General features: G+C 63.4%; 13 protein-coding genes. 5 read left to right on the top strand and 8 right to left on the bottom strand.

Annotation, left to right across the window (positions count from 1 at the left end):
- The first annotated feature begins 5 nt into the window (after positions 1–5).
- The 3 genes from FJ546_RS05810 (at position 6) to FJ546_RS05800 (ending at position 826) form a co-directional block, all read left to right on the top strand.
- Positions 6–212, top strand: coding sequence for a DUF680 domain-containing protein (locus tag FJ546_RS05810; protein ID WP_140888470.1), 207 nt, complete (start codon positions 6–8; stop codon positions 210–212).
- Between the two features lie 70 nt (positions 213–282).
- Positions 283–522 (top strand): DUF680 domain-containing protein, encoded by a 240-nt coding sequence (locus tag FJ546_RS05805; RefSeq protein WP_140888469.1) that lies wholly within the window; start codon positions 283–285, stop codon positions 520–522.
- 67 nt (positions 523–589) lie between these two features.
- Positions 590–826 carry a DUF680 domain-containing protein gene (locus FJ546_RS05800; protein ID WP_140888468.1) on the top strand — a complete coding sequence of 79 codons (237 nt, stop codon included), beginning with the start codon at positions 590–592 and terminating at the stop codon, positions 824–826.
- An 83-nt stretch (positions 827–909) separates the two neighbouring features.
- Here FJ546_RS05800 and ugpC read toward each other — a convergent pair whose 3' ends face one another.
- The 5 genes from ugpC to FJ546_RS05775 form a co-directional block, all read right to left on the bottom strand.
- A complete protein-coding gene (gene ugpC, locus FJ546_RS05795) occupies positions 910–2022 on the bottom strand; it encodes a sn-glycerol-3-phosphate ABC transporter ATP-binding protein UgpC (RefSeq protein ID WP_140888467.1) in 1113 nt (370 codons plus the stop codon).
- A 31-nt stretch (positions 2023–2053) separates the two neighbouring features.
- Entirely contained in the window at positions 2054–3718 is a 1665-nt protein-coding gene (locus tag FJ546_RS05790) for an alpha-glucosidase family protein (protein WP_140888466.1), read from the bottom strand.
- Between the two features lie 4 nt (positions 3719–3722).
- A complete protein-coding gene (locus FJ546_RS05785) occupies positions 3723–4877 on the bottom strand; it encodes a carbohydrate ABC transporter permease (protein ID WP_140888465.1) in 1155 nt (384 codons plus the stop codon).
- Between the two features lies 1 nt (position 4878).
- Entirely contained in the window at positions 4879–5892 is a 1014-nt protein-coding gene (locus FJ546_RS05780; RefSeq protein WP_140888464.1) for a sugar ABC transporter permease, read from the bottom strand.
- A 178-nt stretch (positions 5893–6070) separates the two neighbouring features.
- The gene (locus tag FJ546_RS05775; RefSeq protein ID WP_140888463.1) at positions 6071–7426 is read right to left on the bottom strand and encodes an ABC transporter substrate-binding protein; all 1356 of its coding nucleotides are present in this window, start codon (positions 7424–7426) and stop codon (positions 6071–6073) included.
- A 362-nt stretch (positions 7427–7788) separates the two neighbouring features.
- Between FJ546_RS05775 and FJ546_RS05770 the strand changes: the two genes are divergently transcribed.
- Positions 7789–8811 carry a substrate-binding domain-containing protein gene (locus FJ546_RS05770; protein ID WP_140888462.1) on the top strand — a complete coding sequence of 341 codons (1023 nt, stop codon included), beginning with the start codon at positions 7789–7791 and terminating at the stop codon, positions 8809–8811.
- Between the two features lie 119 nt (positions 8812–8930).
- A complete protein-coding gene (locus FJ546_RS05765) occupies positions 8931–9305 on the top strand; it encodes an avidin/streptavidin family protein (RefSeq protein ID WP_140888461.1) in 375 nt (124 codons plus the stop codon).
- Positions 9306–9348: 43 nt separating this feature from the next.
- Here the strand turns inward: FJ546_RS05765 and FJ546_RS05760 are convergent, their stop codons facing one another.
- The 3 genes from FJ546_RS05760 to FJ546_RS05750 are packed head-to-tail and all read right to left on the bottom strand — an operon-like array spanning position 9349 to position 12009.
- Positions 9349–10788 carry a S8 family serine peptidase gene (locus FJ546_RS05760; protein WP_140888460.1) on the bottom strand — a complete coding sequence of 480 codons (1440 nt, stop codon included), beginning with the start codon at positions 10786–10788 and terminating at the stop codon, positions 9349–9351.
- Positions 10778–11446, bottom strand: a complete 669-nt coding sequence (locus FJ546_RS05755; RefSeq protein ID WP_140888459.1) for an anti-sigma factor — start codon at positions 11444–11446, stop codon at positions 10778–10780. Before FJ546_RS05755 ends, FJ546_RS05760 begins: the two co-directional genes overlap by 11 nt.
- Positions 11443–12009 carry a sigma-70 family RNA polymerase sigma factor gene (locus tag FJ546_RS05750; protein WP_140888458.1) on the bottom strand — a complete coding sequence of 189 codons (567 nt, stop codon included), beginning with the start codon at positions 12007–12009 and terminating at the stop codon, positions 11443–11445. The genes FJ546_RS05755 and FJ546_RS05750 overlap by 4 nt, the downstream gene beginning before the upstream one ends.
- Positions 12010–12204 lie beyond the last annotated feature (195 nt).

Raw genomic sequence — 12204 nt, 5'->3', positions numbered from 1 at the left:
CTAACATGAACAAGATGATCCTTGCTGCCGCCGCCGTCCTGGCCATTTCCGGCAGCGCCTTCGCTGGCAGCGACAACTACGGTTCCAACGGTGCCAACCAGCCGGCCGCTGCGGTCGACCATTCCTACACGGCTTCGGTCGACAAGTCGGCTCCGGCCACCCAGGTGCCTGCTCAGCAGGGCGCCGACCGTAACCTCTTCGGCAACAACTAACAGCCGATCCCCCGGCAGCCGGTGGGTTTTGCCCGCCGCCCGGGGACTTGGAAATTCAGGAGTACTTGAAATGAAGAAGATCATCCTTGCTGCCGCCGCCGTTCTGGCGATCTCCGGCAGCGCTTTCGCCGGCAACGACAATGTTGGCTGGACCGATATCAACAAGCAGGCAGCCACCAACGTCGACACCTCGCATACGGGCGCCATCCGCGACAGCGGCTCGTTCGTCCACAAGTTGCTCAACTCGTCCGGAGGCGCCCAGAATTCGGCTCCCCAGAGCAGCGACCGCGATCTCTACGGCAGCCGTTAAAGCCGCCCCGGCAGAGCGGCGGGATAGTCCGCTGCTCGCCGCAACATAAAAATTCAGGAGTCCTAAAATGAAAAAGATTGTTCTCACCGCCGCCGCGCTTTTGATCGCCGCCGGCACCGCCTATGCTGGCAACGACAACGTTGGTGGCACCGACATCAACAAGCTGGCGACCGCCAACGTTGACACCGGGCAGACCTCTTCGGTGCGCAACACCGGCTCGCCTGTCTACAAGCTGCTCAATTCGTCGGGCGACGTGCAGCCGTCCGCTCCCCAGGGCAGCGACCGGAACCTCTTCGGCCGCTAACAGCCGAAGTTGATTTTCCAAAAGAGCGGTGGGCTTGGCCCGCCGCTCTTTTTTGTTGCCTTGACCGAGCAGAACCGGCGGCCTCAAGCCGCTTTTGCTTCCGGCTTTTGCAGCGCGAAGGAATGTCCGTCCGCATCGAAGATATGCAAGTCCTCGGCATTGGCGCTCAGCCGCAATGTCGAACCGCGCTTGACCTCGACATTGCCCGGCAGTTTGGTCACCAGCGGCAGGTCGGCGCGGCCGATATCGACATAGACCAGTTGGACCTCGCCGAGCTGCTCGACATAGTCGACTGTTCCCTCGAACAGATAGTCCGCGCCGCTGGCGATCATCAGGTCTTCGGGCCGCACGCCGAAACTGACCGCCGCGCCCTTGGCCGAGGCCGGCGTCATGATAGGCACCGTCGCCTTGCGGCCGCCGACATGGCTGACGACGGTCGGGTTGCCGGTCTTGTCGATGGTTGCCGGCAGGATGTTCATGGCCGGTGAGCCGATGAACTGGGCGACGAACAGATTACCGGGTTTCTTGTAAAGGTCCATCGGCGTGCCGACCTGTTCGACATGGCCGTCCTTCAGCACCACGATGCGGTCGGCCAGCGTCATCGCCTCGACCTGGTCGTGGGTGACATAGATCATCGTCGTGTTGGGCATCGATTCCTTGAGCTTGGCGATCTCGATGCGCGTGGCGACGCGTAACGCCGCGTCAAGGTTCGACAGCGGCTCGTCGAACAGGAACACTTTCGGATTGCGCACGATGGCGCGGCCGATGGCGACACGCTGGCGCTGGCCGCCCGACATCGCCTTGGGCAGCCGGTCGAGATATTTGGTCAATTGCAGGATTTCCGCGGCCTGGCGCACGCGGCGGTCGATCTCGGCCTTGTTCTCCTTGCCGATCTTCATCGAGAACGCCATGTTGTCGTAGACCGTCATATGCGGATAGAGCGCGTAGGACTGGAACACCATGGCGATGCCGCGCTTGGACGGCGGCACGTCGTTGACCACGTCGCCATCGATCTTGAGTTCGCCCGACGTGATTTCCTCGAGCCCGGCGATCGAGCGCAGCAAGGTCGACTTGCCGCAGCCCGATGGACCGACGAAGACGATGAACTCGCCCGATTTGATGTCGAGGTCGATGCCGTGGAGAATGTTGAGATTGCCGTAGGACTTCTTCACTTGTCTCAGATTGACATCGGCCATTGGTGTCCTCCCAGTGATTTCCTCAAAGATTTCAGTCTATGCGCCCGAACCAGGCGCCGTAGCCGCCAAGCTCGATCGAACCGGTGCTCGCCTGCCCGGAAAACCCGTGTCCCGGCAAAGGTTGCAGGGATCGGCCGCCAAGGTCAACCTTGGCCGGGTTGGCGCCCAGGTTGAAGACGCAGACAACCTGCTCATTGCCGGCGCGGCGCGTGAAGGCGACGGTGTCGCCCTCGCTTTCGATGAAGGTGATGTCGCCCTTGGCCAGGGCCGGATGGGCGCGGCGGAAGGTCATGAAGCGCCGATAGTGCTCGAGCAGCGAAGTCTGGTCGCCCTGCTGGACATTGACCGCCTGCGCCAGATGCTTGGCGGGCACCGGCAGCCAGGGTTTGGCCTGGGAAAAGCCGCCATTCTTGGCGCCGCCATCCCACACCATGGGCGTACGGCAGCCGTCGCGGCCCTTGAACTCCGGCCAGAAGCGGATGCCATAGGGGTCCTGCAGATCCTCGAAGCGCAGTTCGGCCTCGCCCAGCCCGAGTTCCTCGCCCTGGTAGATGCAGACCGAGCCGCGCAGCGACATCAGCAATGCCGAGATGACCTTGAGATAGGCGACAGGGTCGGCTTCGCCGGCGGCCCAGCGCGAGGCCGGGCGCATCACGTCATGGTTGGAAAACGCCCAGCAAGACCAGCCGTCGCTGGCGACCTTGCCAAAGGCTTCCAGCACCGAGCGCACCTTGGCGGCGCTGATCTTTTCCGGCGCCAGGAAGTCGAAGGAATAGCACATGTGCACGCGCTTGCCGCCGGCCGTATAGGCGGCCACGACGTCCAGCCCGCGCTGCGAATCGCCGACCTCGCCGACGGCGGCGGTTGCCGGATATTCGTCGAGCAAAGCGCGAAAGCGTTCGAGGAAGCCGAGGTTTTCCGGACGGCTCTTGTCGTAGAGATGGTCCTGGTAGTTGTAGGGATTGACCGCCGGCGCGGTCTGGTCGTTGCGTTCTTCCGGCGGCAGCGGCGGATTGTTCTCCAGGCCCTGACTGTGGAAGTAGAAATTGATCGTGTCGAGGCGAAAGCCGTCGACGCCGCGTTCCAGCCAGAAGCGGGTGACGTCGAGCAGCGCATCCTGGACTTCGCGGTTGTGGAAATTGAGGTCGGGCTGCTCGGCCAGGAAATTGTGCAGGTAATATTGCTGGCGGCTGGTATCCCACTGCCAGGCCGACCCCCCGAAGATCGACAGCCAGTTGTTGGGCGGCGTGCCGTCGGGTCTGGCGTCCGCCCAGACATACCAGTCGGCCTTGGAATTGCTGCGGCTCGACCGGCTTTCCTTGAACCAGGGATGGATGTCGGCCGTGTGCGACAGCACTTCGTCGATCATCACCTTGAGACCCAGCCGATGCGCCTCCGCCGTCAGCGCGTCGAAATCGGCCAGCGTGCCGAACATCGGGTCGACGTCGCAATAGTCCGAGACGTCGTAGCCGAAATCCTTCATCGGCGATTTGAAGAAGGGCGAGATCCAGATGGCGTCCGCGCCGAGCGCGGCGATGTAGGGCAGCCGTCCGATGATGCCCTTGAGGTCGCCGATGCCGTCGCCGTTCGAATCCTGGTAGCTGCGCGGATAGATCTGGTAGATCACAGCGCCCCGCCACCAGTCGCGAGCGATGGCGAGGTCGGGGTTCGAACTGGCTTTCAAAGCGGATTGCATGGTTTCAGCCTCCTTTCACCGAGCCGGCGAGCAGCCCGCGGACGAAATAGCGCTGCAGCGAGAAGAAGACGATTAGCGGCACGATGATGGTGATGAAGGCCGATGTCGTCAGGATCTCCCAGTTGCCGCCGCGAGAGCCGAGCAGCGCGTTGAGCTTGGCCGTCAACACGATCTGGTCGGGTGCCGTACCAAGGAAAACCATCGCCACCAGAAGATCGTTCCATACCCACAGGAATTGGAAGATGGCGAAGGAGGCCAGCACCGGGAAGGACAGCGGCAGCACGATCTTGACGAAGATCTCGAAATCGCTCGCGCCGTCGATGCGGGCCGATTCCATGATCTCGCGCGGCAGGCCGGCGATATAGCTCCTCAGCAGATAGATGGCGAAAGGCAGGCCGAAGCCGGTATGCGCCAGCCAGATGCCGAGATAGGTCTTCGACGGCACGCCGAAGAAAGTACCGACGCCGTTATAGAGTTTGAGCAGCGGGATCAGCGACATCTGCAGCGGCACCACCAGCAGGCCGATGATGACCGCGATCAGCAGCGCCCGGCCGGGAAACCGCATCCAGGCCAGCGCATAGGCGGCAAAGGCGGCGATCAGGATCGGGATGACCGTCGCCGGTATGGTGACGGTCAGCGAATTCATGAACGAGCGGCCGATGCCTTCCGAGAACAGCACCGTCTGGTAGTTGTCGGGGGTGAATTTCGGCGGCGCCGACGAGGCATAGTAGAGACGCTGGCCGCGGTCGCCTTCGAACGCCTTGGGCGAGGTCATGACGAAGCTGCCGTCGGCATTGACCTGCAGGGTGACGCCGTCACCTAGGTCAGCCGATGAGCCGGCCGGATATTGCGTCGGAGCGGCCGCCTTGACGCCGAAGGCGCTGATGTTGCGCTTGGCGCCATCGCCGAAGATGTTGCCCTCGAGAACGTACTTGCCGTCCTTCTGGGTCTGCGCCGTGGCGGGTGGCAGCCGCCCGGCCTCGGTCTGGCTGGAACTGGCGAATGAATTCCACCAGCCCGAGGCGACGATCTGGTCTTTGTCTCGCAGCGACGAGACCAGGATGCCGAGTGTCGGAACGGTCCAGATGGCAACGAAGACCAGCACCGCTATGTGGACGCCGAAACGGCTGGCGAAGGATTTTCCGGTCGCGACGGCCATCTCAATGTCCTCCCGTCTCTTTGTTCGCCTGGCGGATGTTCCAGACCATGATCGGGATGACCGCTATCATGATGATGATGGCGATCGTTGCGCCGCGGCCGAAATCGCCGCCGCCTCGGAACATCCAGTCGAACATCAGATTGGCCAGCACCTGGCTGTTCCACTGGCCGTTGGTCATGGTCAGCACGATGTCGAAAACTTTGAGCACCAGGATGGTGATGGTGGTCCAGACGACGGCGATGGTGCCCCAGATCTGCGGCACCATGATCTTCCAGAAGATCTGGAACGGGTTGGCGCCGTCGATGACCGCGGCCTCCAGCGTCTCTTCCGGAATGCCGCGCAACGCCGAGGACAGGATGACCATGGCAAAGCCGGTCTGGATCCAGATCAGGATGATCATCAGGAAGAAATTGTTCCAGAACGGCAGCGATATCCACACCTGCGGCTGGCCGCCGAAATGCTGGATGATGGCGTTGAGCAGGCCGATCTGCACTTGGCCCTCGCCGCGATACTCGTAAATGAACTTCCAGATCACGCTGGCGCCGACAAAGGAGATGGCCAGCGGCAGGAAGATCAGGCTCTTGGCGATCGTGCCCCACCAGATCTTGTCGGTGAGCACGGCGATGATCAGGCCGAGGAAGGTGCAGGCCGCCGGCACCACCGCCAGCCACAGCAGGTTGTTCAGGATCGAGCGCCGGAGGTCTGGATCGCGCAAAGCCCACTCGTAATTGGCGAGCCCGACGAAACTGCTGCCGCTGCGGTCGAGGAAGGAGAGCCACAGTGTCGCGATCACCGGGTAGATCAGGTAGATGGTGAGAATGATCAGCGCCGGGCCGACGAACAGCCATGGCCGCACAACGCCCTGCCGGCGCAGATTGTTGACGGCAGCCGTGCCGGTGACCCCGCGCGAAGGGAAGGTCAGGTCCAGCAGTTTGTTGGCGCCCCAGAAGTAGGCGACACAGCCGCCGACGCCGATGATGATGACGAAAATGGCCGAGAAAATCTGAGCCGCCATGGGTCCCTCTCCCTGCGCATGACCAGCCAGGCAAGCTGGGCGGTCGGATGCACCGACTTGGTGAGTCATTCGGAACAATCGAAACGCGAAGGCTTCCGGCATACGCCGCCGGTCGGACCCGGGCCGTGGCCCGGATCCTGCAGGAGGATCAGTAAGGTTCCAGCTTGCCTGTTGCGATCTACTTGATTGCGTCCCAGCTCTTCTGGATGTCGGCGGCCACGTCCTGCGCGGACTTGCCGCCGACCAGATCGATCATGCCGGTCCAGAATGAGCCGGCACCGATCTTGCCGGGCATCAGGTCGGAGCCGTCGAAGCGGACTGTCGTCGCTCCGACCAGGATCTCGCCCTGCTTCTTCAGCGCATCGCTGCCATAGGCATCCTTGTTGGCGCTCTTGAAGGGGGTGACGAAGCTCTTCTGTGCCATCCACAATTCATGCGCGAGCGGCATTTCGAGGAACTTGATGAACTCGCGCGATGCCTTGGAATCCTTGGTGATCATCACCAGCGTTCCGGCGACCTCCAGCGGCGTTCCGAGTTCCGGCTTGGTGGCGTAGGGCGGGTAGGGGAAGAAGTCCGCGTCCTGGCCGAGCTTCACGCCTTCCGGGAAGAAGGACGGGATGAACGATGCCTGATGGTGCATGTAGCACTTCGGCGGCACGGTGAAGAGCCCCTTCGGGCTGTCGCGGAAATCGGTCGCCGCCACTGCCTTGGCGCCGCCATCCACCATCTTGTCATCGGTGGCGATCTTGCCGAAGATGTCGATGGCGCTGACTACCGCCGGATCGGTGAACGGGATCTCGTTCTTGACCCACTTGTCGTAGGTTTCCGGCGGCTGCGTCCTGAGCATGATGTCCTCGACCCAGTCGGTCGCCGGCCATCCTGTAGCACCGCCGGAACCAAGCCCGATGCACCAGGGCTTGCCGCCATCGGCGATGATCTTCTTTTCGAGCTCGGCCAGTTCCTCTTGCGTCTTCGGTACCTTGTAGCCGGCCTCCTGGAAATTATCGGGCGAGTACCAGACCAGTCCCTTCACGTCGATCTTGTAGGGAAAGGCATAGAAGCCCGGCTTGCCGTCCTTGCCGGTATAGGTGCCGAGTTTGGCCCAGGAGTCGCCGGCGGCGTAGTTTTCCTTGATCCAGGCGGCGACGTCGTCGCCCAGCGGGGTCAGCACGCCCTTGGAAGCGAGGTCCTGGATCAGGCCCGGCTGCGGCAGGACGGCGATGTTCGGCGGGCTGCCGGCCTGGGTGTCGATGACGATCTGCTGCTCGTAATTTTCGGACGAGGAGTATTTCACCTCCGCGCCGGTCGCCTCGGAGAAATAGTCGAGCACCGAACGGACAAGCGTCTCATCCTCGCCGCGCCACGGCCCGAAGATGGTCAACGTCTCGCCCTTGAGGTCGACCTTCTTGAGGTCTTCAAAGTTTGCCCAGTTGAAGCGCTTGTCCTCGCCTGGCTTGAACTTCAGTTCGGCATGCGCGGGCGTATTCAGGGCGAGCGCACCAAACGCAACACCCAGCAAAAGCATTTTCTTCATCGGTATTCCTCCCAGTGGGTCACACACACCGGACGGAACCTCCATTCCGCCCGCCGACGCCGCAGGACTGTGACTCAGTCGCAAGGGAACCGCAACCTTTCGAAGAGTCTTCCAAAGCGCTTTGGCTTTTTGGATCACGCCATTGAATCATCTGAAAGTCAAGAGGCTCGGTAGCTAATCGATTTAGTTTTGCAGATTATGCCGCCGAAAAGTGCACCGCAGCATGCTTTTTTGGCAGCGCAACAGCAATTTTCGGTTCAAACTGACTCCAACCCCGACTATGGTCATCTCGATACCGTCGCGCCCCCTGTGGCGATTGGGTCGATTCAATTTAAAAGCGCTTTGAGGGAATGGAGGCCGTTGTGAACCTCAAGCAGCTCGCGCATATGCTGGCGCTTTCGCAGACCACGGTAAGCCGGGCATTGAACGGCTATCCGGAGGTCAACGAGGAGACGCGCAGGCGCGTCATGGACGCCGCTAAGCGCCATGGCTATCGCCCCAATCCCAGCGCCCGGCGGCTGGCGACCGGCAAATCCGGCATGATCGGCTATGTCCTGCCGACGGGTGCGGCCGTCGACATCGATCCGCATTTTGTCGAGTTTCTGTCCGGCCTCGGCGACTATGCCCGCTCGCACGAGCTTGACCTCGTGCTGTCCCCGGCCGACGCCGACGACCAGGAGACGACCTATCGGCGCATCGTCGCCAACCGGCAGGTCGATGCCGTCTATATCTCTTCGCCGCGGCCGCAGGACAGTCGGGTGGCGCTGGTCAGCACGCTCGGCATCCCCTTCCTCGTCCATGGTCGTTGCGAGGGCTTCGATTTCGACTATCCCTATCTCGACATCGACAATGAGGGCGCCTTCCACGAAGCGGCGCGGCTGCTGGTCCAGCTCGGCCACCGGAGGCTGGCGCTGATCAATGGCGACGACCGCGAGACCTTCGCCATCCATCGCGAGCGCGGCGTGCGCCGGGCGCTCGCTGCAAGCGGGCTAAGCCTGGGCGAACGCCATGTCTGCTCCGTGGTCATGACCGAAGAGAACGGCTATCGCGCCACCAGGCGCCTGCTCGAGGAGGGCGACGCGCCGACGGCGATCGCCTGCTCCAGCCTGATCATGGCGCTGGGTGTCGTGCGCGCGGTGCGCGACCTCGGCCTCACCATTCCCGGCGATGTCTCGCTGATCGCCCATGACGACGTCTTCCCCTGGTTGAAGCCGGAGAATTTCTCCGTGCCGCTGTCGACGACGCGCTCATCCATCCGCCTTGCCGGCGCTCGTGTTGCCGAGCGCCTGGCGGCGCGGATATCGGGGCTGGAAGAAGGCGCCCGCGGCGAGGTCTGGCCGGTCGACCTGGTGGTCAGGGGATCGGTGGCTGGCGCGCCGGCCTAGGGGTCGAAACGCAATCACTCTGAGCGACGGGGTTCGACCCGGTAATCGTGCGGAACGGTAAGCCGCCTCCCACGTTAGCGCATGACCGGCTGACATGATGAGGGTGAGAGGAGGCAAATATGGTTTCGTGGAAAGGCACTTGGCGCAATCAGTACGGCTCGGTTGTGATCATCGAAGATGATAGTGATGGCATGATCCGGGGTGTCTTCAGGACGGCGTTGCCAGACAGCAGCTTCTCCGGGATGGTGGTTCCATTCTATGGCGCCGCTCATGGAGATGTGATTGGCTTCACGTCTGCGGCGTCGGGAAAGGCGGGACCCGCGGCTGTCAGCTACACCGGCATTATTCGAGACGGCAAGATCGAGATGCTGTGGCACACGGTGGCCGGACAAGTGCTCTCAGCCGAGGCGGAAGGTGAGCCCGCAAAGCTGACCACGGTTGGAGCATGGCGAGCCTTCGGGACGAGCCTGGATACCTTTGAGCGCATTGACTGAGCGATTTCACCGGTTCGCAGCCACGTTAAACTCCAAGCGAACCTTAGTCGCTTGCCGCCCCGGCGGCCTTGATGTCCAACAAGCCGTAGCCGAAATCACTGTCTCTGCCCTTGGGGCCGAGATCCTTGGCGGTGGCTGCCAGTGCTTTCTCGATGTCATCGGCCGAGCGGTCGGGCGAAGCATGGAGGAGATTGGCGATGGCGCCGCTGACGATCGCCGCGGCGAAAGAGGTGCCGGTAACGACATCCGAGCCGGCGCCGCTTGGTGCCACCATTTCGACGCCTGGCGCCGAGATGAAGACATAGGCGCCGCGATTGGCCTGCGGCATCAGAGCGTCCTTGGCGTCGGTCGCGGTCACCGCGATGACGCCGTCGAAGGCGGCCGGATAACCATAGGGCGCCTTCGGCCCGTTGTTGCCGGCGGCGGCGACCAGCACCATGCCGAGCGCGCGGGCATTGCGGCAGGCGGCGCCGAGCAGGTCATTCTTCGGCCCGACGAAGCTCATATTGATGATGCTGACATTCTGCTCAGCCGCCCAGTCGAGCGCCGACAGGATGACGTCCATGGTCGACTTGCCGTCTTCGAAGGCGCGGGCGTGGTAGATCCTGGCGCCCGGCGCCATGCCTTCCAGCGCGCCGACGCCGGCGATCAGCCCGTCGATCGAGGTGCCATGGTCGCGCTTTTCGACCGGCACGTCGGGCATGGCGTCGAACTGCGCGGCGATGACGCCGGCCAGTGCCGGATTGGTGTCGTCGATGCCGGTATCGATGACGGCGACGCGCACGTTTTGACCGCTCGCCTGTTTGGCATCGAGCGCGATGCGGTCAAAGGCATAGTTGACGATGCCGGCGGCCTGCTGCAGCGAGTAGATGTGGTTCGGCTCGCGCCGCTGCGTGCGGCCGTCGGCGGCAAGCTGCGCCAGCACGACGCCGACGGGGCGACCATCGGGAATACCGAAGCGTACCAAAGTGGTGCCGAGCAGGCGTGACTGGCGCTGCGAGCGCACGTCGAGGCCGAAGGAGGCGGCGATCTGCTGCACGGCGCCGGCATCGCCGTCGACCGTCACCAGCACCTCGTCGGGCACGAAGTCGCCGGCCACGGCGTGCGGCGGCTGGACGGCGACGAGATCGGTCGGCGAGACGATCGGCCCGCCGGCCGGAGGGCCGGCCCGATTGTTGCCGGGTGGCGTGACCGGTTCCGGCGTCGGCACCGGTGCCGGAGGCGCGACCGGATTGGGAAATAGGTCGACGATCAAGGCGGGAAGAAAGACGGCCGCCGCCTGGGCAGGACCCGCACCGCCGGCATTGTCGCCGGCACTGCCGTCCCTGGCGCAGTCGGCGCCGGCCGCGTTGGTGCCGTTTCGGCAGTCGATTTTCGTCTGGTCGCTCTTGGCGGCATTGGTCTGTGCCCACGCAGGCACGGCGGTGATGGTCATCACCGCCGCCAGGATTGCCGCAAATCGAAGGGCCGCCTCAGCCGCCATCAACCGGTTTCCTTCCCTCGACCACAGTGTCGGCGAATGGCTGGGCTGCAATAAGGCCAAGCTGCTTGGCATAGTCGGCTGGGTTGGCGGCGGGAATGCCGATCCGGAACACGCCGTCTGCGGTCGGTCCACCGATGACCTTCAGCCCGTTGCTGCCGAGGAATGCCGAAATGTCCGACATCTTCGCATCCGGTCTGAATTTGACCAGGGCGAACGGCATTTTTGCCAGATCGTCTTGCGCGCCGGCAATCTCGAAATCCTTGCCCTTGCCGCCGGGCTGCACCAGGGACTGCACCGCGATCAGCGCCAGCAGGACCGCAGCCGCCGCCCAGGCGACGCCGACCGGCACCGCCATGAAGCGGCCCCAGGCCTGCGCCAGCCAGGACGAGCCAGCCGGCTTGCGCGCAGGTCCGGTCTCGGCATCGAGCGCTTTGGCGAAGCGGCTGAGCGCATCGGCTGGCGGGCGGATTGCTTCATTGGCGGCCGATGTGCCGGAGAATTCGGCCTCGGCCTCGCCAAGGGCTGCCATCGCCGCCGGATCGGTCGCCAGCCACTCTTCGACGGCTTCGAGGTCGGAGCCTTCCAGCGAGCCGTTCAGGTAGAACGGCAGCAGCGTTTCCATTTCGTCGCGACGCGACATTTTTTCAGCGGCGCTCATGGCCACCCCCTGTCGTAACCGGCGGCCTTGAGGGCCTCGCCGAGTTTCTTGCGGGCGTAGAACATCCGGGTCTTGACCGTCGCGACCGGGATGGCGAGCACCTCGCCGATCTCTGTCACCGACTGCCCGTGATAATAGGCAAGGTCGATCACCGTGCGGTGTTCTTCGGGCAAGGCGTCGATGAAGCGGCGCAAGGCGACGGCCTTGTCCTCTTTCATGGTGACGATTTCCGGCGTGTCGGCGCTGTCCGGCACCGCGGCCGCCGCCTCGTCGTCGATCCAGTCTTCCTTCTTCTTGCGCAGCAGCGACAGCGCCTTGAACCGGGCGATGCCAAGCAGCCAGGTCGAGACTTCGGAGCGCCCTTCGAAGCCCGGCGCCTGGCGCCACAGCTCAAGGAACACCTCGTTCGCGATATCGTCAGCCATCATTTCCGATCCCGTCTGGCGCGCCACGAAGCGGTAGACCCGCGCGTGGTGACGCATGAACAGGAGCCGCACGGCGGCACGGTCGCCCTTCGCGACCCGGTCGACAAGCGCGCGATCTGTCTCCGTCGCTGCCGTCATGGCCGGTCGAGCCGCCTGGCTCCTGTCCGCTCTGTCGCTGATCGGTCCAAAAAGGTTCATCCTCCGCCAAGGAATTTGCGGAGGCTAAACGAAGAAAGGGGCGGTTGCCAGAGTATCTCCCTTCTCCCCGTCTCTATACGGAGAGAAGGTGCCGGTAGGCCGATAAGGGGCGGCGCCGAAGGCCCTTCGCAGGCT

Source organism: Mesorhizobium sp. B2-4-19, assembly GCF_006441315.1.
Taxonomy (GTDB): Bacteria; Pseudomonadota; Alphaproteobacteria; order Rhizobiales; family Rhizobiaceae; genus Mesorhizobium.
This window is presented reverse-complemented; position numbering and strand designations above follow the sequence as displayed.